The organism is Streptomyces tyrfis, assembly GCF_037034285.1.
GTDB lineage: Bacteria > Actinomycetota > Actinomycetes > Streptomycetales > Streptomycetaceae > Streptomyces.
Genome location: NZ_JBAGJZ010000009.1, coordinates 105,317 through 127,154 on the forward strand (window position 1 = coordinate 105,317; position 21,838 = coordinate 127,154).

The following is a 21,838-nucleotide window of genomic DNA, read 5'->3' on the forward strand; positions in this document are numbered from 1 at the left end:
GGTAGTTAGGACTGCTCGCCTCCCCAGCCCAGGTCGTCGCGGAGCCGGTTCTTCAGGAGCTTGCCCATGCCGGAGCGCGGAAGCTGCTCGCGCTCCCGGAACGCCACCCGTTTGGGAACCTTGTACCCGGCGAGCCGGCCGCGGACGAAGTCGCGCACCCCGGCCTCGGTCAGCTCCTCGCCGGGCCTGCACACCACCACGGCCCGCACCTCCTCGCCCCACTCCTCGCTCACCGCGCCGAGCACGACCGCCTCGGCCACCGCCGGGTGCGTCATCAGGATCTGCTCGATCTCGGCGGAGTAGACGTTCTCCCCGCCGCTCTTGATCATGTCCTTGGCCCGGTCCCGGAAGAAGAAGAACCCCTCCTCGTCACGGACCGCGAGGTCGCCCGTGCGCAGCCAGCCCGCCCGGAAGGCGTCCTCGGTGGCCTGCGGCCGACGGTAGTAACCGGTCATCAGCCCGGGGCCGCGGACGCAGATCTCGCCCAGCTCGCCGGGCGGCAGCTCCCGTCCCTCGTCGTCCTGCACCTGCGCCTCGGCGAGCAGGTATTCCCGGCCGATCGACCCCTCCAGGTCCCTGCGCATGATGTCGGCGGGGCGGAGGCGGGTCACCATCGGCCCGGCCTCGGTCAGGCCGTAGCGGAAGTAGAGGCTCAGCCCCGGCAGCAGTTCGGCGAGCGCCTCCTTGTCGGCGTGGCGCAGCAGTCCGGCGCCGCTGTGCAGGGCGGTGAAGCCGCGGCGCACCCCGGGGCTCTCGAAGGCGCCCGACCGGACGAGCCGGCTGATCATGTTCGGCACCAGGAAGGTGTTGGTGACGCGCTCGCGCTCCATGGTCTCGGCGACGGACTGCTCGTCGAAGCGGCTCATCAGGACGCTCGTCGCCCCGGTGGCGTAGTGCGGGACGAACCAGCACAGCAGGCCCGCGGAGTGGAACAGCGGCGTGGTGATCAGTCCGCGGTCACCGGGGGCCGCGCCGACCCGGCAGTCCACGATCTCGTTGACGGCATTGGCCAGCACGGCGCGGTGGGACAGCACCACCCCCTTGGAGAAGCCGGTGGTGCCTCCGGTGAACAGCACGCACGCGGGGTCCTCGGGGCCGCACTCCGGCTCCAGCGGGCCGGTGGGCGCGGCCCGCAGCATGGCCGCGTAGCGCTCGTCCTCGTGGACGACATGCCGTACGTGCTCCAGCCCGCCGGTCCGCTCGGCCAGCGCGAAGTCCTCGCCGCGGCCCTCCTCCACGAGCACCACCGCCGCCCGGGTCTCGTTGACGCCGGCCACCAGCTCGGCCGTGGACCAACGCCAGTTGTACGGGACGAACACCGCGCCTGCCGCCGCGATGCCGAGGAACGCCTCGGCGCAGAACACCCCGTTGCCCGCCAGCACGCCGACGGTGTCGCCGGGCTTCACCCCCAGACCGGCGAGCCCCCGCGCCACCCCCCACGCCCGCTCGGCCAGCTCCAGATGGGTGAGTCTGCGCGTCTCGTCCACGACGGCCTCACGACCCGGGTGGCGGCGCGCGTTCATCCGTATCAGATCGGCGACCGTACGCATCGAACCTCCTCGAACTCGGTGGCAGGAGGCTAACGTGCGTTCGTTCGTACGTCTACGATCGGCTTCGACGCCCGCCGGGGCGACTCGGAACCGTCCGGCGGTCCCGGCCATCCGGCCATCCGGTCGTGCAGCTGTCCGGTCGCCCGGTCGCGCGGTCGTCCGGTCGCGCGGTCGTCCGGTTTGCCGGCCGTTCGGGAGGGGTGCGTCCACATGGCCCAGCAGCCAGGAGGCTCGGCGGCTCAGCGGCCGGGGATGCTGCCGCCGCCGTCCACGCTCAGGGACTGGCCGGTGATGAAGCCCGCGTCGTCGCGGAGAAGGAAGCGGACCGCGGCGGCGATCTCCTCGGGCCGCCCCACCCGCCCCACGGGCACGGTCCGCAGAACGGCCGCCTCGGCCTCGCTGCCGACGGGGTGGGTACGACGGAACAGCCCGGTGTCGACGGGGCCGGGCGCCACGGCGTTGACGGTGATGCCGTGGTCGGCGAGTTCCAGGGCCCACGTGCGGGTGAGGCCGGTCAGGGCGCTCTTGGCCGCGGAGTAACTGCTGCGGTCGCGGGCGCCGTACGCGGCCCGGCTGGTGATGTTGACGATGCGGCCCCAGCCCCGTTCCTTCATGGCGCCGACGCACGCCTGGACGATCTGGACGGCGGCACGGACGTTGAGGTCGAAGACGGCCTGCAGGTTGTCCGTGTCGATCCCGCCGAGGGGCTCGGGCAGCACGACGCCGGCGTTGTTGACGACGGCGTCCACCTGGTGGTCGTCCGTCAGACGGGTCAGGGTCTTGGCGGTGCTGCGGGCGTCGGCCAGGTCGCAGGCGACGAAGGTGCCGGGGAACCCCGCCCCCGGGTCCGACCGGGCGATCCCCAGGACGTGCGCCCCTTCGTCGGCGAGACCTCGGGCGACGGCCAGGCCGATCCCCCGGGTCGCGCCGGTGACCAGTACCGTTCGTGCGGGCATGGCTGTTCCTCGGATCGTGGATCAGGGGGTCGGGACGGGGTTGCAGAGCGTACCGCGCCGACACCGGCCGCCCCGTGCTCCCGACACCCGCGCGTCGTACGGACCGAAGACCCGCGAACCCATCGACCCGCACCACGGCTCACGGCTCACGGCTCACGGCTCACGGCTCACGGCTCACAACACTACGACGCGCAGAACTCGTTGCCCTCCGGGTCCCGCATGACCCACCAGTGCCCGGCAGGCCCCTGGTCGATCTCGTGGACACGGGACGCGCCGAGGGCTTCCAGCCGGGCCACCAGCTCGTCGAGGCCGCCGGGCTCGCCGTGGACGTCGAGGTGCAGACGGTTCTTGCCCGTCTTGCCCTCGGGCACGTCCTGGAAGAGCAGCCGTCGGCCGCGGCCGACGCCGCTGGTCTCGTCGAACGGGTCCTCGGGGTGGCGGATCGCGGCATAGCCGCGGAAGGTCTTGCGGCCATGGTGCTCGGCGACCGCCTCCTCGCCGATGTGTCCGGCGGCCAGCAATCGCTCGATGAGCGGGCCGGGGTCCTCCACCTCGTATTCCAGGGCCGCCGCCCAGAAGTCCGCGAGGACGGGGGCGTTCGTGCTGTCGATGACCAGCTTCCAACTCAGTGCCATGTAACTCGTTATATTGGTTACATGGACTCGTCCGCAACCAAGGGGCTGACGCTGCGTTCCCGTACCGGCGCCGCCTACCGGTTCGACCCCGGCGCGCTGTGCCTGGAACTGCTGACCACCGGCGGACCCGGGCCCTACCGCCGGTACGAAGTCCTGCACGGGCCCGCCGACCTGGCCGCCTGGGCGGACCGTTCGCGGCTCACCCCGACGCCCGCGCTGGACGTCTCCGCGACCGAGGTGGCCGACCTGCGAGGACTGCGCGACGCGCTGTTCCGGGTGGTCCTCGCCCACATCCGCGGCGAACCGCGCCCGCCCGGCGACCTGGAGGTCATCAACGAGGCGGCGGCCCGCCCGGCCCTTGCGCCCGCCATCACGCCTGCCGGAGAGCGGCGGTGGGCGGGAACCCCTACCGGCACACAGCTGAGGGCCACCGTCGCCCGGGACGCCGTCGAGCTGCTGACCGGCCCCTTCGCACAGCGCATCCGCACCTGCGCCGCCGAGAACTGCCACCTCGTCTACGTCGACGCCTCCCGCCCCGGCCGACGCCGCTGGTGCTCCATGGAGCACTGCGGCAACCGCCACAAGGTCAGGGCGCTGCGCGCCCGCAACTCCGAGAACGGATGACCGCCATGCCCACAGGGCTCACCACGGACGCCGGCTGGCAGATCGGCGTGTCCCGCACGCTCCCCCACCCCGCGCCCGTGGTCCGGGACTTCATCAGCGGTCCCGAAGGACTCGCCCTCTGGCTCGGCCCCGGCGCACGCCTCGCGCCGGAACGCGGCGCCCCCTACCGGACGACCGCGGGCGTGACGGGCGAGGTGCGCGGCTACCGCCCGGCGGACCGCATCCGCGTCACCCACGGCGCCACCACGGTGCAGGTCGCCCTCGCACCCGCGGCGGACGGGGCCCGCACGACGCTCCGCTTCACACCAGGAGCACCTGGCGAGCGCCGAGGAGCGCGCACGGCGGCGGGAGCACTGGCGGCACGTCATGGACCAGGTCGCCGCCGCCCTCGACCGGCGGTGACGGCGGCGCCCGACCGCTCCCCCGGCTCCACCGCGCCCCGACCACGACCGCGACCCGCATCGCTCGGGCCCCGGCCCGCTCCCCGGCCCGAGGCCCCAGCCGCGTGCGGGGTGATCAGCGCGGAGACCGTGCGGCCCTCAGCGCCTCCCGCACCGAAGCGATCCGCTCCTCGTCGAACTCGGCGTCGGGATCGGCCTCGATGAAGGTCATGGCGATGCTCGCCATCGCCAGCGCGGGCTGCGACCACTCGTCCACCGTGTCCGTGCCGAACGGGTCGGCGTGCAGGGTGCGTTCGGCCAGTTCGGGACCGGCGGGCAGCATCACCACCAGGCCGCGCATGGCCGCGTTGACCAGTCGCGCCAGGTCTTCGAACGTGGCGCCCAGCTCGGGGCGCAGGCGGCAGCCGAGGAGCTGGGTGTAGCTGCGGTAGGCGTCGGCCAGTTGCCCGGTCAAGGCCCGCTCGGACGCGATCAGGCCCTGCTGGACGGCCCTGCGCAGGTCGCCGTCGGGCGGCAGGCTGAGGAAGGTGGCGTGCAGGGCGATGTACGTGCGCCAGCCGGCCGAGCGGTGCAGGGCCTGAAGCTCCTTGGCGGCGCCCTGGCGCAGCACCTCGGCGATCAGCGCGGTGCGGGTCTCGGGGCGGCGCAGCCAGTCGAGCCGGTCGAGGATGACCCGGCGGGTGGCGGCCAGCGCCTCGGGGTTGCCGCCGGCGACGGCGGGGCTGGCGCCCTTGGCCAGCTCCTTGAGCAGATCGGCGACGAACTCGTCCTTGGAGGGCCAGCGGCGGTAGACGGCGGTGCGCGGCACGCCGGCGGCCTGGATGACGTCGACGAAGCCGATGTGGTCGAGGCTGACGGTGAGTCCGCTCTCGTCCACCATGGCGATCGCGGCACGCATCATGGCCTGCTCGACCTCCTCCTCCGAGAGCCTCCTGCGCTGCCGGGTCAGCCCGGATCCGCTCCTCCGTTCGGTGCCGCTCATGCGATCAATCCCCTTGCTTCGACGTCCGGCCTCGGGCATCCTGAGCCGCAGTGAAGAATCCAGATTCTTTATTCTGGGTTCCAGGATATCCGATCTCTGTTCCGAGGAGAACACTGTGACGACCGCTCCCACGGCCACCACGCGTGCCCTGTGGCTGGGCCTGGCGCTGACCGTCCTCGTCGCGCTCGTTCCGCTGATCGACCTGGTGACCGCCGACTCGCTGACCACGCATGTCCGCGACGCGTATCCAGACTGGAGCCCGGCCACGGTGCGGGGCGACCGGGACGCCATCACGATCTATCTGGTGGCCGTCGGCGCGCTCGGCGCCCTGATGTGGCTGTGGACGATCCGCATGGTCTCGCACGGCGGCCGCGGCGCCCGCGCGCTCGCCACCTTCGCCCTCACGGCCGGCGCCTGCGTGGCGCTGACCGATCTCGTCCTCAAGGCCGGCGCGTACGACCGGGTCGTGCCGGCGCTGTACGGGGCGCTGGGCCTGCTTCCCGTTCTGGCGGGCGCGGCCGCCGTCGTCCCACTGTGGCGGCAGCAGACATGAGAGGCGCTGTGGCGACGGCGGACCTGACCAAGGCTCCGCCGACCGCGGCATGACGGGGGCTCATGGAGCCGGGCCCCGGGCCGTCCCGCGTGCCCGGCGGCTCCCGGCCCTGCGGGTTCCGCACCGCCGGGGGCAGTGAACGGATCACCGCCGGGGCGGTGAACGGGCCGCCGCCGATATCCTGCGCGCCATGCGTGACTCATATGCGGATCTGGACGACGCGGGGGTCGCCACAGCCGCGGCGGCCGCCGGCGCGGAGGTGGTGCGCCGCATGTACGGCCGGCGGCTCGACCGTATCGACAAGGGCGCAGGGGACTTCGCCACGACCGCGGACGTGGCGGCCGAGGAGGCGATCCTCGACGTCCTCCGCGCCGCCCGGCCGAAGGACGCGGTGCTCGGTGAGGAGGGCGGTCGGCAGGGCGTGTCCGGCGCCGCACGCGAGTGGCTGGTGGACCCCCTGTGCGGCACGCTGAACTACGCGGTCGGCAGCATGCTGGTGGCCGTCAACGTGGCGCTGCGCGGGGGCGCGGCGGCGGTGGCCGATCCGTTCGGCGGCGAGGTCTTCTTCACGGACGGCGAGACGGCCCGGGTGCGGCAGGACGGCGCCGAGACGCGACTGGAGCCCACGCCCGCCAGCCGTCTCGTGGACGTGAACCTGGACCCGCCGTTTCCCCACGCGCCCGGGTTCCGGGCGGTGGACCTGCTGGCCGAGCCCGCGTTCGCGGTGTGCTTCCGGCCCCGGGTGGTGTCCACGACGCTGGCGCTGGCCTGGGTCGCCGCCGGGAAGCGCGCCGCGTACGTCACCGACGGCGGCGACCTCTCGGAGAGCGTCCACTTCGCCGCCGGCATCGCTCTGTGCCGGGCCGCCGGATGCGTGGTCACCGGGATCGACGGCGCCCCGGTCGGCCGGGCGGGCCGCGGACTCGTCGCGGCCGCCGACGCCGAGACCCACCGGCTGCTGATGTCGTCGATCCGCGGCGGGAGCTGACACCGCGAAGACAGGTCGTGTCGGAGGACGTCGGCCGGCTCCCCCGCTCGCCGGCACAAGGCCGACGGCCGACACACCACCCCTTCCGGGCACGAGCTCAAGCGGGCGGCGCGACCGGGGACCACAGGCCCATCCACTGTTCGGCGCCCCACGCCTCGTACCGCTGCACCTCGGTGAACCCCAGCCTCGCCGCGAGACGCATCGAGCGGTCGTTGGCGGTCTGGGTGCAGAGCACCACCGGCTCGCCGGGACACGCGGCGGCGAACCAGCCGAGCGCCGCCGCGCACGCCTCGGCGGCGTACCCGCGTCCCCATGCCTCCGGCAGGAGCAGGTAGCCGAGTTCGGCTTCCCCGGCATCCGGACGGACATGGCTCCGGCGATCCGCGTCGCGCCGGTTGAGCTCGATGGCGCCGATCATCGCTCCGTCGAGTTCGATCACGAAGAGGCCGGGGCGCCTCTCGGGCGTCTCGGGCAACGCGCGCTCGCACTCGTCACGCGGTCGAGGGCCGCCCAGGTAGGCGCCCACCTCCGGCGAGGCGAACAGCTCGATGAACGCCGCACGGTCCCGGGCCTCGGGCTCGCGGAGCACGAGCCGCTCGGTCCTGATCGGGGCAGGCGGCCAGGCGACGGACGCTAATTCAGCCATGGCGGGAAAACCTACCGCATGCTCGGCGAGCAGCGCGGGCTCTCACAACTCCCGAACAAGGAATTTCACCGAGCACCCGCGGGTCTGCTGCCTCACGTCAGGAAGGTGGACCCCGTCGGTTCGCAGTGCAGCCGCTGGTCGGCTCCTACTGACGCGGCACCGGAGAGTCCATGAATGACTGCCGGCAGCGCACGAGCAACTCGCGTACCGCGGGATTGTGCGCGTCCTTCCAGATCAGGGCGAGCAATGCCGGCGTCTCGACATCGGCGACGGTGCGGGCAGTGAGCCGGTCGCGGTAGCTCTCGGCCATCGAGTCGCTGAGGACGGCGACGCCGAGCCCCCGGGCGGCGAGGTCGGCGATGGCGTCCGCGGCGCTGGCTTGCAGAGCGATCGTGGGCTGGAGGCTCTGTGCGGCGCAGGCCTGGTCGAATACCGCGCGCAGGCCGGTGCCGGGCGGCATGCACACGATCGGATAGGCCATCAGGTCGCGCAGGGTGACCCGCCGCCGTTTCGCCAGGGGGTGTCCGGCCGGGACTGCCGCGACGAGTCGTTCGCTGATGATCGTCAGCGCGTCCAGCCCCTCGGGGGCGGCGGTCGCGGCCCCGATGAGCGCCAGGTCGACGGCGCCGGCACGCACCCCTTCGAGCAGCCGGTCGGAGCTGCCCTCCAGCAGCGAGATCTCCACACCGGGATGCGCCTCGTGGAATGCGGCGAGGGCGTCGAACAGCGGGGTGAGGGTGCAGCCGATGACCATCCCGACGGTGAGCCGCCCCCGGATCAGGTCGGTCACCTCGCCCACTGCCTGGCCGACTGCCCCGGCCGCGGCGAGCGCGGCGCGGGCGTGTTCGAGCGCGGCCTCGCCCGCGACGGTGAGGGCGACGGTGCGGGCCGACCGGTCGAACAGCTCGGCGCCGAGTTCCCGTTCGAGCTGGCGGATCTGAGCGCTGATGCCGGACTGGCTGATGTGCACCCGCTCGGCCGCCCGGGTGAAGTTGCGCTCCTCGGCGACTGCGACGAAGTATTCCAGCTGCCTCAGTTCCATGACTGCGAATTCTAGTTTGCAGAAGATCCATCTGTTGGACTTCTGACTGGCGGGCGCTCACGCTGAGAAGTGCTGGAGCCCCGCAACAGGAGGAACGTATGCCGGAGTACGAGAAGGCCATGCGGCCCGAGGACATCACCCGCTTGTTCGTCGAGCGATCCAATGCCGGTGACGCGGCCGGGGTCGTCGCGCTCTACGAAGAGGAGGCGGTGATGGCCTACCCGCCCGGCGAGCTGACGGTGGGGCGGGACGCGATCCACGCGGTATGGGAGAAGGTGCTGGCCAACGGCCCCCGCTTCGAGCCGGAACAACCGCTGCCGACGCTGATCAGCGGCGACATCGCCCTCACCTCGACCCCGCCGAAGGACGGGACCGGCGCACGGGCGCAGGTCGTCAGGCGCCAGTCCGACGGAAGTTGGCTGCGCCTGCTCGACCAGCCCGAGTTCGTCCCGCCCGCCCGCTGATCCCCGGGGCACGCCCCGGTGGGAGCGATGACCGGACCGGGCACGTCAACCGCCGGTCCCCGGTTGTGTCGGGGCGCCCGCCTCGCGCGAACGGGACTGGTCCCGCCGGCCGACCGGGCGGGGGGACCGGGCCGGTGGCTCGCCAGCCGCGGGCCGGGGGCGCGCCGGGCCGGCCGCCGGGACCAGGACGGCGGCCAGTTCTCGTGCCAACTGCGCGTTCTGTTCCGCGGTCAGGCCCTTCACATGGGCGGTGGAGACGGTCACGGCCGTTCCGTCGGGCCGGGTGACGGTGACGGTCTGATCGCCGCGGCGGGTCCGTGCCCAGGCGACGAGCGCTCCGGCGAACGCCCCGGCCACACCACCGGGGGCCAGCACCGCGAGCAGCGCTTCCGCCTCCAGTCCCCTGGCGTCGGGCGGCAGCGGTTTCGGGGTGTGGCCCCGGATACGTCCCCGGAGTTCGGGCTCCGCCGAAAGCCAGCGGCGAAGCTCGTGCATGCTCCCCGGATCGCCGCCCTCGACTGTGATGGCTATGCGCATGCGTTCCTCCATCAGATCCCCCACGCCCGACGGCGGGAGCCAACCCTACGATGTCCGTCCGCGCGGGCCTGAGACCCTTTCAGGTCCGGTTGCGCGGCGGGCTCGTGGGCGCGGGAGCCGGGCCGGGGTCCGGTTCGGGCCGGGTCGGAACGTGGGGGCCGAGGCAGGCCGGACCGGAACGCCGATGGTCCCGGGGAGCGCGGTGAGGAGGTTCTCACCGACGTTCAGGTAGCGCAGCAGGGTGAGGTCTCCCAGCTCGTCCGGGAGATGTGACAGGCGATTGTCGTGCAGGTAGAGGCAGCCGCTGAGCGCGGTCAGGCGGCCCAGCTCGCGGGGCACCGCGGTGAGGGCGTTGTGTCCCAGGTCCAGGGTGGTCAGCCGTTCCAGCCGCGCGATCTCCGCCGGGACGGACGTGAGCCCGTTGTCCGCGAGGATCAGCACTCGCAGCTCGGTGCGTTGCCAGACCGACTCGGGTACGTCACCGAGTCCGTGCCGCCAGAGATTCAGGGTGTGCCGCACGGCCGCGTCCTCTCATCGATGCTGTCGCCGGTTGCCGGTGCTGCGGTTGCCGTCGGTGCCATGGGTGCCTTCGGTGCTGCCCGGTCCCACCGGCGCTGTCAGCGCTGCCGGTGTCGATTCTCACGCGCGGTTCCGGCCCACGAGGTCGCCTCGCAGGACGCAGGGTCGGGATGCAGGGCGCGGCGCGCGGAGCTCGGGGCTCGGGGGTCAGGTTCGGGTCGCGGGGCCGCTCCGCGGCTCGGGGGCGGGACCGGCGGCCGAGGGGGTCGCGACCGGCGGCGGGCGCCGTGTCGGCTTCGTCACCATCTGTCACCTCTCCTGATGACCTTCCCGGAGCCGTCGCGCGCTGCCAGACTGGATCCGAGGCCCCGTCATCTCCCTCGGCGGGGCCGTCCCGGAGGTCATGCATGACGTGCGGAAACTGCGGCGCGGCGGCCACTCAGGGGCCGGACGGGTCGTGGACCTGTTCCAACCAGTGCGGCTGGTCCTCGACCACGCCGGCCGTCGTGATAACCCCTGAGATCACCACCACCCGTTGCCGTGGCTGCGACGCGCAGGTCTACGGGCTCGACGGAAGATACGCGTGCGGCCTGTGCTCCTGGTCCAACCACTGGGACGAGGGGCATCGTCCGCTCCCCGCGTCCGACCGGACCGCCGGGGACGTCGACGTCCTGGAGTGAGAACGGGGGCCGCCGGCGGCGTCCGTGACTCCGGTCGCCGTCGGCGGATCCGCCGGGTGGGCCGCCGCGCCCGGCGGCGGCCCGGCGGGGTCACGCACCGGACAGCAGCGCCTCCAGGGCGATCGCCGTGTCCGGGTGACGCCCGGCCAGGACCGCGCCCGACGGGCCGGGTTCCGGCGTCTCCCACGTCCCGTCGCAGCCCAGCAGCCCGGCCACCGCGTCGCAGGTCGCGGGATGGGCGGCGAGCAGCGCGACGCCCCGGGCGGCGTCGTTCGCACCGCGTACCGGATGCACGGCTTCCGGCTCCGGGCGGGCCCGCCACGGCGGCACCCACTCGTCCAGGGCCGCGAGCCGGCCGGGGAACATCCGTCCGGCCTCGCGGATCAGCAGCGGGGCCAGTTCCGTACCGCTCGCCCGCAACGTGCTGATCAGGGTCGGCAGCCAGGGCAGCAGCACCGGGTCCGGCAGCCGTCCGAACGCGTTCGACACCGCCTCCACGACGAAGTCGACGAGACTGGGAACGGGCTCGAGGGCGTGCACGAAGCCGCTGAGGTAGCGCGGGTAGGCGGGCACCACCAGGGGGTTGGCGAGCAGTTCGTCGCACCGCTTCCGCAGGTCCGCGCGGGAGAGCAGGCCGAGGTGGGTGCGGGCCGCCCACAGCAGGGCCGTCTTCGACGGGTCCTCCGGGTGGGACTGGGCGAGCGCCAGTTCCAGCTGGGCCCGGTCGCAGCCCAGGGACAGCGCCAGGCTCTCCATGCTGAACAGGAAGCCCAGCATCGCCGCGACCTGGCGAACGGTGGCGTCCTCGTCGGTGAACGCCATCGGCAGGAGGGTGCAGTAGTGCGCGTAACCGGTCTTGACGAAGGACTCGATCCACGCCGGGAGCACCGGTTCGCTGGTGCGGTAGTACGCCAGCAGCCGGCGTATCCGGCGCAGCACCTCCGGTGCGTCGTCGACGCTGCGTTCGGCGGAGAGCACCTCCAGGGCGTGGGTGCCGAGTTCGTCGGCGAGGCGGCGGCTGCGCAGATACCGGGTCGCGTCCTCGACGGTCTCCAGGACGGTCGCGGCCGTGGCCTGCGGGCCGTACGCCGTGCGGCGCAGGCGCTGTTCCAGGACCTGTTCGACGCTGACGCCCTCGTAGCCGAGCTCGATGAGGGCCCGCTGGTGGGTGCCGAGCGCCAGGTCCCACGATTCCTGGATCGACCGCTCGCCGAGTCTGCGTTCGCCCATGATCGGCCGTGCGGCGCCGCTCGGCATCAGCCGGCGCAGCATCCACAGCACGTCGGAGCACCGTTCCAGCTCGGGCTCGGCGGCGATGTTCAGCAGCGCCCGTTGCACGCCGCGCTGCTGGAGCTTCAGGTTGAGCGGCGCGAGCCGGTCGTGCACGTCGCGGGCCAGGGGCGGCAGCGCGTCGTAGCCGACCTGGCCGACGCGGTCGCCGCCCATCATGATCTCGACGAGGCGGCGGACGTCGCGCCGGCCCGGCACCGTGTCCTTCTCGATGCAGGTGACCGCCGCGTCCTGGAAGTCGTACGGCGTGGGCCTGGCCCGGTCGCGCATCCCGGCGAGCAGGATCGCCGTCTCGAACACCGCGATGGCGTCGGCGGTGGAGGCGAGGTAGCCGTTGCGGCGGGCGGCGCGCACGATCTCCACGGACCAGCCGAGGAGTTCCGCTTCGTCCAGGCGGTCCAGCACGGGTGGTCGCCGCAGGAAGCCGGTCAGCTTGTCGGCGGCCGGGACCGGTACGGAAGCCGTCGGCGCGGGCGCCGGGGCCGCCGCCAGCTTCTTGGACGCCGTCTTCCTGCCGCCGGCCTGTCCCGCCAGGCGGTACGGCTTCACGCCGCTGCGCCTGGTGTTCTTCGCCCAGACCGTCGCGGCGATCGACACCGAGCCTGCGGCGAGGCCGAACTGCGCCTCGATCGCCGCGTGGCTGGAAGGGATCAGCCCGTACTGCCAGGTGGTGGCGGTGCGCGGGCCGATCTCGAAGGTGTCGGCACCGTGGACGCCGAACTCCTCGACGCGGCTGACCGCGTGGAAGGCGCCGCAGACGTAGAGGCAGTCCGCGGGGTCGGCGCCGGTCGCGGCCAGGTGTTCGCGCATCCTGGTCCACATGTGGCGTTCACGGTCCTCGTCCACTTGCACCCGGTGGGGGTCGCCGGGGGCGAGGCGCCGGAAGAGGCTGCCGATCAGGAGCATGACCTGGCGGTAGGTGTCGTGGTCGCCGTCGCCGAGCGGGAGCTCGACGTACTGGTGCCACCACTCGGACCAGTGCCGCACCTTGCCGTGGCGCAGCAGGTGCTCCTCCAGCTCCGCGAAGCGCGGGCGCAGGTCGCCCAGCTCCACGCCGACCGCGTCGCCGTGGAGCGCCGCCTCCTCCTCGGCGGGCGAGGACGTGTCCGGGTCGGCGGAGGCGGCGGCCGAGTCGGACTCGGAATCGGCCGCGCCGCGCGGGTCCCACTGGAAGACGTGGTCCGACGAGCGGTCGACGAGGACCAGTTCGACGCCGGGGGTGTCCAGCGCGTAGGCGATGGCCTGGTACTCGGCCGATGCCTCGGTGATCGGCGCGACCACCGACAGCGGGGTCCATTCGGCGGGGAAGCCGTCGACCTCGGACGCGAACGCCTGGACCGCGACCGGGAGCCGGCAGTTGCGCAGCTCGGTCAGCAGCGGCGCCATGTCCTCGCACAGCTCCAGGTAGACGACCTTGGGCTGCTTCTGGCGCAGGCGGCGGGCCATCGCGGTGGCGGAGGCGGGCGAGTGGTGGCAGACGGGGAAGATCTCCAGCGGCTCGCGCACCGCGCGGTCGACGTCGTCGACGATGCCGAGCAGGATCTCCTCCAGGGCGTCGGGGCCTCCCGCGAACGTCGCGGCGGCTTCCTGGAGCTGCGCGCGCAGGGTCGTGAAGGTCCCCTCGTGGGCGGCGCTCATGACAGGGTCGCGATCGCGTCGCGGCCGCCCTCCAGGAACTCCGGCCAGGATCCGCCTTCCTCCTTGCTGCGGGGTTCGACGACGCCGTGCAGGTACTTGTTGAGGATGGCCAGGTCCTCGGGCTCGCGCCGGGCCAGCGACCCGACGAGCGAGGAGGCCAGGGTGCGGGCGGTCAGGGCGCGCTCGCCGAAGAAGTTGCTGTGCAGGATCGCGTCCTCGAGCACACCGATCTGCTCGGCGGTGGACAGCGCGGACTCCAGCTTCTCGTCGTCGCTGCCGGCCGCGGCCGAGGAGGCGCGCAGGTCGGCGAAGCTCTGCAGCAGCACGTCGAGGAGCGTCGGCGGCACGTCCAGCTCTATCCGGTGACGGCGCAGCAGTTCTTCGGTGCGGAAGCGGACGATCTCCGCCTCGCTCTTCTTGTTCGTCACCACGGGGATGCGTACGAAGTTGAAGCGGCGCTTGAGCGCCGAGGAGAGGTCGTTGACGCCCCGGTCGCGGCTGTTGGCGGTGGCGATGACGGAGAAGCCGGGCTTGGCGAAGACGATGCTGTCGCTGTCCAGTTCGGGGACCGAGATGTACTTCTCGGACAGGATCGAGATCAGGGCGTCCTGGACGTCGCTGGTGGAGCGGGTGAGCTCCTCGAAGCGGCCGATCGAGCCGGTCTCCATCGCGGTCATGATCGGTGAGGGGATCATCGACTCCCGGGACTGGCCCTTGGCGATGACCATGGACACGTTCCAGGAGTACTTGATGTGGTCCTCGGTGGTGCCGGCGGTGCCCTGCACGACCAGGGTGGAGTTGCGGCTGATCGCGGCGGAGAGCAGCTCGGCCAGCCAGCTCTTTCCGGTGCCGGGGTCCCCGATCAGGAGCAGGCCGCGGTCGGAGGCCAGGGTGACGATGGAACGCTCGACGAAGCTGCGGTCGCCGAACCACTTCGGGGCGATCTCCCGGTCCAGGCCGTCGGAACGCTCGGAGCCCAGGATGAACAGGCGGACCATCTTCGGGGACAGCCGCCAGGAGAACGGCTTGGGGTTGTCGTCGACGGACTCCAGCCAGTCCAGCTCCTCGGCGTACTTGATCTCGGCGGGGGCGCGCAGCAGCTCGGACATGTCGGGGCCTTTCTCGATGGGTTCAACAGGTTCGGTGGGTGCAACAGGTTCGGTGGATTCGGCCGGCTCGACGGGCACACACAGCCGGGCCGATGCGCACGGAAGCAGCGGGACAGCCCTTAGGTGAGGAACGTCTTCAGCTCGTGGACGAGCTTGCGTATGTGGCCGGATATCACCGGGGTGCCGAGGTCCTTGAAGCGCTCCCGGAACCACGGGTTGACGCTGGCGCGGCCGGAGCTGGTCACCGATCCGACCGGGATGAACTTGGCACCGGAGCGGTGGATGGCCGTCATGCTCTCGAACAGCGGCTCGGAACGCCATTCGTAGAAGTCCGAGATCCACACCACGACGGTGTTGCGGGGCTCGGCGATCTTCGGCTGGGCCAGCGCCATGGCGACCGTGCCGTCGGTGCCGCCGCCGAGGTTGGTGCGCAGCAGGGTCTCGAAGGGGTCGTGCACCCAGGGCGTGAGGTCGAGCGCCTGGGTGTCGTACGCGATCAGGTGGACGTCCACCTTCGGCAGCCCGGCGAAGATTGACGCCAGGATGGTGCAGTTCACCATGGAGTCGACCATCGAGCCCGACTGGTCCACGACGACGATGAGCCGTTGGGGCGTCGTCTTGCGGACGGTGTGCCGGTAGTAGAGGCGGTCGACGTAGAGCCGCTCCTCCTCCGGGCTCCAGTTGGTGAGGTTCTTCCAGATCGTGCGGTCGAGGTCGAGGTTGCGGAAGACGCGCTTGGGCGGGATGGAGCGGTCCAGGGCCCCCACCGTCGCCTTCTCCACCTGGGTGCGCAGCACCTCGGCGACCTCGTCGACGAAACGGCGGATCAGGGCCTTCGCATTGGCCAGGGCCACGCCGGAGAGGTTGTTCTTGTCCCTCAGTAGTTGCTCGATCAGCGACATGCTCGGGGTGAGCTGTGCGGCGAGCGCGGGGTCGGCCAGCACCTCGCGCAGGTGCATCCGACGGACGAGGTCGGCCTCGATGGCTCCGAGTTCCGGACCGATGGCCGGGATCAGCCGGCTGAGGTCGGGGTCGGTGGCACCGCCGCCGGTGCCGGTGGGGCTGACGCCGTGTCCGGCCGCGCCTCCGCCGGAACGGCCGCCGCCGCGTCCACCGCGCAGCTCGCCGGGCCTGCAGCCGAGCGCGCGCTCCAGCCAGCCCGCGTCGGATTGCCAGCGCGCGAGTTGTCCGGCGGTGACCGTGCCGGAGCCGGTGGCGAAGACGTTGAGCAGCACCTTCGACACCAGTGCCGCGCGCCGCACTTCGGCGGCCCGGTCGCGTACGCCCTCCGCGCCCCCGCCGGGGCCCTCGCCGTCTCCGGCGCGTGCGTCCTTGTCGGCGTCGTCGCCCGCGCCTTCCGGTGCGGGGCCGGGCGCGGGGGCGGGCGTCAGCAGGCCGTCGAACTCGGCGGCCAGACCGGGGTGGCGCTGCACCACCGAGTCGACGGACGCCTGCGGGTCCAGCAGTGCGGCGGGCAGGCCGATGTCCTCGACGACGGCCAGGCTCGCCGATTCCAGCGTGGGCTGCTCCTCGTGGTCGAAGAGACGGGCCAGCAGCCGCCAGTACAGGACCTGACGGCGGTTGTCCTCGGGAACGGCCACCGGAACCTCGGCCGTCCCGGAGGTCTCGTCGGTTCCCGTCTCGGGATTCAGTCCGCTCATTTCCGCAACAGCCTTCCGGCGCGCTCCCGCAGAACGGTGGTGGCGTCGGTGGCGGCCTTCTCCGCCTTGACGCCGGCCTTGTCGGCCGTGCCCCCGGCCCATCCCCCGGCGTGGACCACGACGGCCTTCTTCCGCACGGTCGTCTCGACGGCCAACGGCTGGACGCGGAACGCCCCGGCGTCCCAGCGGAGCAGCCCGATGCACGCGCCGGACGCCGCCACGGCCTCCGGGGTGAGCGGTCCGGCGGCCGGGATGCGGTCGGTGTCGACGGCGAGGGCGTGTCCGGCGACGGTGAACGTCAGCGCGTCGTCATCGTCCGTCTGGGCGGTGTAGCCCTCCAGGAAGACGGGAACGGCGATGCGCGCCGGATGCCGGTCCAGCGGAGCGGTCGCCGCGTCGGCGGCGGTGGGCAGGGCGACGCGCGCGGTGGCGAAGGCGTCGGCGGGCTCGCCCGGGCGGGCGTGCTCGTCGCTCCAGATCAGGTCGCCCTCGGCGGTGACCGGCATGTCGTCCAGGTCCATCGAACGGCCTTCACCGACGGCCGCCAGGAGCGACAGGTGCGGGCGGAGCAACTGCCAGACGCCGACTCCGACGACGGTGTCCGGTTTCGGCGCCGCGACACCGGCCCGCACCAGACGGGGCGCACCGCCGTCGGCCGGCTCGAACACCGCGTGGACCTGGGCCTGGGCGGCCGTCGGGTGTTCCTGAAGGTCGATGCCGAGCGGCAGAAGGCGGCCGGTGGCCGTGCCCGTCACGGGCGCCTGGGCCGCGCCGGGCACGGTCAGCAGCAGCGCGCGGGACCACAGATCGGCCCAGCGGCGTACCGGGATGTGCTCCAGGGTGGCGCCCGGGCAGGACGCGGCGAGTTCGGCGGCGAAGCCGTCGAGGAGCGTCGCCGGGCGGCGCAGGGCCGGGTCCGGGAGCATCGCGGAGACGACCTGGGCCGCGCCGGAGACCAGCTCGTGGTCGATGCCCTGCCACCCGGTGCGCGCCAGGTCGGACAGCCAGGAGCGGGCGGCGGCGAGCAGGTTCGCCGCGTGCTGTCCGTCGGCCGGGGGGACCGTCTCCTCCACGCGGGGCCGGCCGGTCGCCTCTTCGAGACGGGCCGTCAGCGCGTCGTGCACGGAGCCGAGCAGAGCCGTGCGGGCGGCGGCCAGGGCGATGAAGTGGTCCTCGCCCGCGGCTCCGGCCGCCGCCTTCTCGGCCGCCTCGGCGGTCCGGTAGGCGAGCGGGGTGCCCGCGACGGCGTGTGCCAGCCCGGTCAGCCCGGCGGCCTGGGCGGGCTGCGGGCGGAGCAGCCCGCTGACGAGCACCCGGTCGAAGGCGTCGACGGCCGCGAGGGCCTCGTCGAGTTCCGGGATGTCCCCGGCGAGCAGATCGGCGCGCATCACGCCACCGCCCTGGTCGGCGGGAACCACTGCATCTCCGGCAACGGAGCGGTGGTCGGGGCGAGTTCCAGGTACGCCAGGTGGCGCAGGAACCGGCTGAAGACGGGCGCGGCGGCCGAGGTGTCGCCCATCGGGGGGCGCGTCGCGCTCATGTCGGCGGCGAGGGTCTGCGCGCTCGGCTCCCCGTCGGCGGTCTCGACCTTCAGATAGCGGGCGACGCGCTCGGCGCCGTACTGGAGCACCGCCTCGTTGATCAGAGCCCCGATGTGCTTGCAGAACGAGCCGCGCGCGCCGCCGCAGGGCCGGTTGTTGTTGGTGCTGCAGGCGAACGCGAAGGTGCCGACCGCGACCGACGAGACATAGACCCGCGCGATGTCCGAACCGCTGGACACCACACCCTGCAAACGTCCGTCGGCCAGCTCGACGAACGGAACCTTGGCGAGCTTGCGCGGCCGGGCGGGCGGTATGACCCGTGCCGTGCTCGACCTCTCCCGGGCTGACAACGCACCATCTCCTCTGCAACAAAAAGGCAAGAAAGGGGGATTCCGCGCCACGTCGGCGGAACACTGCTGAACCTAACCGCGACCACTGACAACGCCGCCCGCACACGCTCAGCCGCCTCGCGCCGGAGCGGACGGGACGGGCGCGCACGAACCAGCAGGGGGGCCGAAACCAGCACCGGCGAGGCGGATGCGGACGGCGAGGCAGGCGCGGACGGCGGGGTGGACGTGGACGGCGAGGCGGATGCAGACGGCGGCGTGGTCGTCGACCGACCACCGTTCCGCCGGCGACCGTCGTTCCACTCACCGCCGTTCCGCTCACCACCGTTCCGCCGGCCGCCGTTCCGCTCACCGTTTTTCCGCCGAGCACCGTTCCACGCCCGCGCCGACGAGGTCGCGCCCGCGCGGTGTCACACGGCCGGCAGGGCGGTCAGCTTCTTCCCGTGCAGCGCGGCCAGCCGCTTCCCCCGGGACACCAGATACCACTTCTGGATGTCGCCGGTGCCGTCGTTGTACGTCCAGCGCAGCTTTCCGCTCGCGGCGTCGAAGGCGTGGACGCCACCGTGCTCGTCGAACTCCGTCGCCCCGTAGAGGGCGCCGCCTGCCTTGGCGAACCGCCAGGGGTAGGCGACGTGCAGAAGGTCGGTGTTGTGCCAGATCTTCTTCCCCGTCGCGGGGTCGACCGCCCACAGCCCATGGGCGCTGTCGGACACGTAGAGAACGCCGTCCAGCACGGCCGGACCGTTGAACCGGCTGAACTCCTCGGAGGCGAGCGACCACCGTTCCCCGCCGTCGGCCAGGGCGAAGGCGCGCAGCCGGCCTCCGTCGGCGAGGACGACCAGGTCCTGATGGACGACGAAATCGCTGCTGTTGGAGCGCTCGATCTTCTTCGTCCAGGTCTGCCGTCCGGTCGCGGTCTCGCGGACGGTGAGGTTCTTCCGGAAGTCGGTGTAGACGAGGCGGCCGCCCACGGCCCGCGCGGTGATGCCGGTCTCCTCCGTGCCGTGGTCGCGCTGCTCGCGCCAGACGACCTTGCCGGTCGTGGTGTCGATCGCGGCGACCACGTTGTCCGGCGTCCTGAAGTCCTTGTCCAGGATGCCGCCGGTGACATAGACATGGTCGTCGTCCACCGCGATCGGCCGGGGCTGCGCGTACTGGCTGCCCAGGCGGCTGCGCCAGGTCTCCTTGCCGGTGGCGGGATCCAGGCCGACGATGTTCCCGTCATACTCGGCGCTGGCGAGGTAGAGGGTGCCGGAGCCGAGGAGCAGGCCCGCGCCGGGCGTGGTGACGCCCTTCCGGGACCACACCTCCTCACCGGTGGAGAGGTCGCGTGCCACCAGGGGGTCGCCGGACACGATGACCAGGTCGCCCACCACGGCGAGTGCATCATTTCCGGCCAACCCGTCATTGGCTGCGGCGGTCTGCCACAGGGCTTTGGGCGCGGTGCCCGGGGGCGGGGCGCTGAAGGACTCCTCGCCGCCGGCCCCTTCCGGCTTCCGCCCGGGTTTCGGCGCGGTGCCGCCGCTGCGGTTGTCGTTCTCCGGCCCGCAGCCCCACACACCGGCCCCGAGCAGCGCCAGCCCCAGTCCCTTTCCTGCCAGTCTCATCGTGTGGCGGCGTGACATGCCGTCTCCGCTCATGCTCCTGTTCCCCGTTCCTGTGCGATGTCGGTGTCCGGCGCGCCGGGTATGGGCGCCCGGTGAGTCGGATCAGCGTAGGCAGCGATTTTCGGCCAGTTGAGAGGCGGGACGCGACCGGGACAGCCCTGTGACCCGCCTGTCACAGCGCTACGGACGCGGCGGCCTGGCGACCTCGTACGGACGCCGCGCCCGCGCACGGCGTCCGGCACCACGTCGCCCCGCGCTCAGCGTCCAACACCACTTCGCACCACGCCGTCCCCTCACCGTGCCGTCCCCGCAACGCGCCGCCCGATCCGGTACGCACGGGCTCCGTACCGATGTCCGGCCGCGTGGCGTACGAGTCGGATCGGGACGTCGACCCCACCCGGCTTCGGGGGAACGGGAGTTCGTGGTCATGGCCACTGGGATTCACCGGTTCGGGTATTCGGCTGTCGGATTCGGTGCGGGGCGGGCAGGGTCGGTCGCAGAACGAATGCGTTGAGACGCCGAGTGACCAAAGAGAGGGGTTCGTGATGTGGGAGACCGAGGAGTTCGGGGCCGAGCACGAGGGCCGGCCGGGCGTCCTTCTGGCCGACGGCACCGAGCCGAAACCGGTGCTGTTCGATGTCGGGAGCGGGGCGACGATGCACCAGAGCACCGACTGGTGGGTCTACGACGGAACGCTCGGCGCACCGGTCGCCGCCGAGCTGCGCGGCGCGTGCTCCTGCGGCTGGCGCGGCCCCCACCGCTACTCCGTCGACTGGGAATCGGTCGACCGGCGCCGCCCCTACCTGACCGACACCACCGGGCCCGAAAGCGACTGGACCGCCCACATCACCGACGTGCAGGACCAGGCGGTCCCCCTCCCGGCGGAGCTGCTCACCCTTCTCGACCAGGCCGAACAGCATCTGACCGCCCTCGCCGACGAACGCCCCACAGCGGCCCTCCGCGCCGCCGCCGCGCTGGAACGGCTCACCCAACGGGCCGGGAACGCCGCCGCGTTCGCCATCGACACCCCCGAGGGCCCCGCCTGGGAGGCGATCGCCCGCGACCTCGGCATCAGCGAAAGGACAGCCCGCTCGCGCCTCACCCGCTATGTGCTCGGCCGCTGACCTCGCGGGAGGCCGCCGCCCCGCACCAGGTCCGGCGAAGGAGTCGAGGAACCTGCCGCGGACGTCGGGTCGGCGCTGCGCGTGGTTCGGCACTCCGGTGGATCAGAAGGGAGCGGGGATCAGCGGGGAGCGCGGGTCAGCGGGAAGTACGGGTCAGCAGGGAGTGCGGGTCAGGGGGTAAAGGGATCGGAGAAAAGGCGGGCGGCGGCGCCGGCCGGGTGACGGGGACCGAGGAACGCCGCGTGGCCGCTCCCGCCGGGCGCGGGATGGGTGACCTGCGTCCAGCCGAGATGCCGGTAGAAGGCCGAAGCCGCCTCGGCGCGCACCGGGGTCAGCAGCCAGCACCGACCGTCCGGCGCGTCGGCGGTCACCGCGTCCAGGAGCGCGGCGCCGATGCCCCGGCCCCGCGCCGCGCCGATGACGGCGAGTTCGTCGATCTCCCGGCCCCCGCACAGCCAGGCGGCCGTCCGAGCGGCGCCCAGGCAGGCCGCCACCTGCGGATGGCAGCGGTCAGAGGGGAAGGGGAACGGCGTGGTCCAGCCGGTCGCGAAGCCCAGCACCTCGTCCCCGTCCAGCGCCAGGGCCGCCACGAATCCGGGGCGGGTGACATCACCGGCCAGCCGGTCCGGATACCGGGCTGCGTCCCGACACCCGACAACGCCGCCGTCCTCGTCCTGGGGCCGGGGCCCGAAGCCGCTGCGGGTAGGGAGTTCGGAGTCGAAGCCGGAGCCGGAGCGGGAGCCGGATTCGGAGCCGATACCGGAGCCGGAGCCGAACGCGTCGGCGTACGCCCGGCGTACCCCCTCCGCCCGGCGCAGCAGTTCCGCGCCGCGTACCCGACGCACGACGGGAGCGTTCACCTGGCGCCCGGCGGGAGCATTCACGCGACGCACGACGGGAGCGTTCGCCTGGCGCCCGGCGGGAGCATTCACGCGACGCACGAC

At 72.7% G+C, this 21,838-nt stretch carries 21 protein-coding genes and 1 pseudogene; 7 read left to right on the top strand and 15 right to left on the bottom strand.

All coding sequences use genetic code 11. The features are described from left to right. Positions 1–5: 5 nt before the first annotated feature. The 3 genes from WA762_RS09565 to WA762_RS09575 all read right to left on the bottom strand — a co-directional run bounded on the left by WA762_RS09565 (position 6) and on the right by WA762_RS09575 (position 3,141). Positions 6–1,550 (bottom strand): class I adenylate-forming enzyme family protein, encoded by a 1,545-nt coding sequence (locus WA762_RS09565; RefSeq protein ID WP_335934780.1) that lies wholly within the window; start codon positions 1,548–1,550, stop codon positions 6–8. A 239-nt stretch (positions 1,551–1,789) separates the two neighbouring features. Continuing rightward, on the bottom strand, positions 1,790–2,506 hold the full coding sequence (locus tag WA762_RS09570; protein ID WP_335934782.1) for an SDR family oxidoreductase: 717 nt from the start codon (positions 2,504–2,506) through the stop codon (positions 1,790–1,792). A 182-nt stretch (positions 2,507–2,688) separates the two neighbouring features. Next, the gene (locus tag WA762_RS09575; protein WP_335934784.1) at positions 2,689–3,141 is read right to left on the bottom strand and encodes a VOC family protein; all 453 of its coding nucleotides are present in this window, start codon (positions 3,139–3,141) and stop codon (positions 2,689–2,691) included. Between the two features lie 21 nt (positions 3,142–3,162). Between WA762_RS09575 and WA762_RS09580 the strand changes: the two genes are divergently transcribed. After that, positions 3,163–3,765 carry a CGNR zinc finger domain-containing protein gene (locus WA762_RS09580; protein WP_335934786.1) on the top strand — a complete coding sequence of 201 codons (603 nt, stop codon included), beginning with the start codon at positions 3,163–3,165 and terminating at the stop codon, positions 3,763–3,765. 5 nt (positions 3,766–3,770) lie between these two features. Beyond that, positions 3,771–4,167, top strand: a pseudogene (locus WA762_RS09585) (SRPBCC family protein). Positions 4,168–4,281: 114 nt separating this feature from the next. Here the strand turns inward: WA762_RS09585 and WA762_RS09590 are convergent. Then, on the bottom strand, positions 4,282–5,148 hold the full coding sequence (locus WA762_RS09590) for a TetR/AcrR family transcriptional regulator (RefSeq protein WP_335934788.1): 867 nt from the start codon (positions 5,146–5,148) through the stop codon (positions 4,282–4,284). A 115-nt stretch (positions 5,149–5,263) separates the two neighbouring features. Here WA762_RS09590 and WA762_RS09595 point away from each other — a divergent pair, with 115 nt between their 5' ends. Both WA762_RS09595 and WA762_RS09600 read left to right on the top strand, forming a co-directional pair. Next, positions 5,264–5,701, top strand: a complete 438-nt coding sequence (locus WA762_RS09595; protein WP_335934790.1) for a hypothetical protein — start codon at positions 5,264–5,266, stop codon at positions 5,699–5,701. A 190-nt stretch (positions 5,702–5,891) separates the two neighbouring features. After that, positions 5,892–6,689, top strand: coding sequence for an inositol monophosphatase family protein (locus WA762_RS09600; protein WP_335934792.1), 798 nt, complete (start codon positions 5,892–5,894; stop codon positions 6,687–6,689). A gap of 97 nt (positions 6,690–6,786) precedes the next feature. Here the strand turns inward: WA762_RS09600 and WA762_RS09605 are convergent, their stop codons facing one another. Together WA762_RS09605 and WA762_RS09610 are read right to left on the bottom strand one after the other, a co-directional pair. Continuing rightward, positions 6,787–7,335 carry a GNAT family N-acetyltransferase gene (locus WA762_RS09605; RefSeq protein ID WP_335934793.1) on the bottom strand — a complete coding sequence of 183 codons (549 nt, stop codon included), beginning with the start codon at positions 7,333–7,335 and terminating at the stop codon, positions 6,787–6,789. Between the two features lie 145 nt (positions 7,336–7,480). Beyond that, positions 7,481–8,377 carry a LysR family transcriptional regulator gene (locus WA762_RS09610; RefSeq protein ID WP_335934795.1) on the bottom strand — a complete coding sequence of 299 codons (897 nt, stop codon included), beginning with the start codon at positions 8,375–8,377 and terminating at the stop codon, positions 7,481–7,483. A 98-nt stretch (positions 8,378–8,475) separates the two neighbouring features. Between WA762_RS09610 and WA762_RS09615 the strand changes: the two genes are divergently transcribed. Then, on the top strand, positions 8,476–8,841 hold the full coding sequence (locus WA762_RS09615; RefSeq protein WP_335934796.1) for a YybH family protein: 366 nt from the start codon (positions 8,476–8,478) through the stop codon (positions 8,839–8,841). A 45-nt stretch (positions 8,842–8,886) separates the two neighbouring features. Here WA762_RS09615 and WA762_RS09620 read toward each other — a convergent pair whose 3' ends face one another. Beyond that, the gene (locus tag WA762_RS09620) at positions 8,887–9,378 is read right to left on the bottom strand and encodes an effector-associated constant component EACC1 (protein WP_335934798.1); all 492 of its coding nucleotides are present in this window, start codon (positions 9,376–9,378) and stop codon (positions 8,887–8,889) included. A 45-nt stretch (positions 9,379–9,423) separates the two neighbouring features. Then, on the bottom strand, positions 9,424–9,897 hold the full coding sequence (locus WA762_RS09625; protein ID WP_443080551.1) for a leucine-rich repeat domain-containing protein: 474 nt from the start codon (positions 9,895–9,897) through the stop codon (positions 9,424–9,426). 506 nt (positions 9,898–10,403) lie between these two features. Here WA762_RS09625 and WA762_RS09630 point away from each other — a divergent pair. Continuing rightward, positions 10,404–10,577: a hypothetical protein gene (locus tag WA762_RS09630; RefSeq protein ID WP_335934799.1), complete on the top strand. Its 174-nt coding sequence runs from the start codon at positions 10,404–10,406 to the stop codon at positions 10,575–10,577. Positions 10,578–10,667: 90 nt separating this feature from the next. Here WA762_RS09630 and WA762_RS09635 read toward each other — a convergent pair whose 3' ends face one another. The 6 genes from WA762_RS09635 to WA762_RS09660 form a co-directional block, all read right to left on the bottom strand. Next, positions 10,668–13,505, bottom strand: coding sequence for a DUF5682 family protein (locus WA762_RS09635; protein ID WP_335934800.1), 2,838 nt, complete (start codon positions 13,503–13,505; stop codon positions 10,668–10,670). Beyond that, positions 13,502–14,614, bottom strand: coding sequence for an ATP-binding protein (locus tag WA762_RS09640; RefSeq protein ID WP_335934801.1), 1,113 nt, complete (start codon positions 14,612–14,614; stop codon positions 13,502–13,504). Before WA762_RS09640 ends, WA762_RS09635 begins: the two co-directional genes overlap by 4 nt. Before the next feature lie 119 nt (positions 14,615–14,733). Then, the gene (locus tag WA762_RS09645; RefSeq protein ID WP_335934803.1) at positions 14,734–16,275 is read right to left on the bottom strand and encodes a vWA domain-containing protein; all 1,542 of its coding nucleotides are present in this window, start codon (positions 16,273–16,275) and stop codon (positions 14,734–14,736) included. Beyond that, positions 16,272–17,693, bottom strand: coding sequence for a hypothetical protein (locus WA762_RS09650; RefSeq protein WP_335934805.1), 1,422 nt, complete (start codon positions 17,691–17,693; stop codon positions 16,272–16,274). The genes WA762_RS09645 and WA762_RS09650 overlap by 4 nt, the downstream gene beginning before the upstream one ends. Next, positions 17,663–18,166, bottom strand: a complete 504-nt coding sequence (locus WA762_RS09655; protein WP_335934807.1) for a hypothetical protein — start codon at positions 18,164–18,166, stop codon at positions 17,663–17,665. Before WA762_RS09655 ends, WA762_RS09650 begins: the two co-directional genes overlap by 31 nt. A 407-nt stretch (positions 18,167–18,573) precedes the next feature. Further along, positions 18,574–19,788 carry an outer membrane protein assembly factor BamB family protein gene (locus WA762_RS09660; protein ID WP_335934809.1) on the bottom strand — a complete coding sequence of 405 codons (1,215 nt, stop codon included), beginning with the start codon at positions 19,786–19,788 and terminating at the stop codon, positions 18,574–18,576. Between the two features lie 527 nt (positions 19,789–20,315). Here WA762_RS09660 and WA762_RS09665 point away from each other — a divergent pair. After that, entirely contained in the window at positions 20,316–20,894 is a 579-nt protein-coding gene (locus WA762_RS09665) for a hypothetical protein (RefSeq protein WP_335934901.1), read from the top strand. Between the two features lie 170 nt (positions 20,895–21,064). Here WA762_RS09665 and WA762_RS09670 read toward each other — a convergent pair whose 3' ends face one another. Continuing rightward, positions 21,065–21,739 carry a GNAT family N-acetyltransferase gene (locus tag WA762_RS09670; RefSeq protein WP_335934811.1) on the bottom strand — a complete coding sequence of 225 codons (675 nt, stop codon included), beginning with the start codon at positions 21,737–21,739 and terminating at the stop codon, positions 21,065–21,067. Between the last annotated feature and the right edge of the window lie 99 nt (positions 21,740–21,838).

Bases quoted from the DNA above. Each gene is read 5' to 3' on its own strand.
- WA762_RS09565 (WP_335934780.1), bottom strand. From the start codon at position 1,550: ATGCGTACGGTCGCCGATCTGATACGGATGAACGCGCGCCGCCACCCG.
- WA762_RS09570 (WP_335934782.1), bottom strand. From the start codon at position 2,506: ATGCCCGCACGAACGGTACTGGTCACCGGCGCGACCCGGGGGATCGGC.
- WA762_RS09575 (WP_335934784.1), bottom strand. From the start codon at position 3,141: ATGGCACTGAGTTGGAAGCTGGTCATCGACAGCACGAACGCCCCCGTC.
- WA762_RS09580 (WP_335934786.1), top strand. From the start codon at position 3,163: ATGGACTCGTCCGCAACCAAGGGGCTGACGCTGCGTTCCCGTACCGGC.
- WA762_RS09590 (WP_335934788.1), bottom strand. From the start codon at position 5,148: ATGAGCGGCACCGAACGGAGGAGCGGATCCGGGCTGACCCGGCAGCGC.
- WA762_RS09600 (WP_335934792.1), top strand. From the start codon at position 5,892: ATGCGTGACTCATATGCGGATCTGGACGACGCGGGGGTCGCCACAGCC.
- WA762_RS09605 (WP_335934793.1), bottom strand. From the start codon at position 7,335: ATGGCTGAATTAGCGTCCGTCGCCTGGCCGCCTGCCCCGATCAGGACC.
- WA762_RS09610 (WP_335934795.1), bottom strand. From the start codon at position 8,377: ATGGAACTGAGGCAGCTGGAATACTTCGTCGCAGTCGCCGAGGAGCGC.
- WA762_RS09615 (WP_335934796.1), top strand. From the start codon at position 8,476: ATGCCGGAGTACGAGAAGGCCATGCGGCCCGAGGACATCACCCGCTTG.
- WA762_RS09620 (WP_335934798.1), bottom strand. From the start codon at position 9,378: ATGCGCATAGCCATCACAGTCGAGGGCGGCGATCCGGGGAGCATGCAC.
- WA762_RS09635 (WP_335934800.1), bottom strand. From the start codon at position 13,505: ATGAGCGCCGCCCACGAGGGGACCTTCACGACCCTGCGCGCGCAGCTC.
- WA762_RS09640 (WP_335934801.1), bottom strand. From the start codon at position 14,614: ATGTCCGAGCTGCTGCGCGCCCCCGCCGAGATCAAGTACGCCGAGGAG.
- WA762_RS09645 (WP_335934803.1), bottom strand. From the start codon at position 16,275: ATGAGCGGACTGAATCCCGAGACGGGAACCGACGAGACCTCCGGGACG.
- WA762_RS09660 (WP_335934809.1), bottom strand. From the start codon at position 19,788: ATGTCACGCCGCCACACGATGAGACTGGCAGGAAAGGGACTGGGGCTG.
- WA762_RS09665 (WP_335934901.1), top strand. From the start codon at position 20,316: ATGTGGGAGACCGAGGAGTTCGGGGCCGAGCACGAGGGCCGGCCGGGC.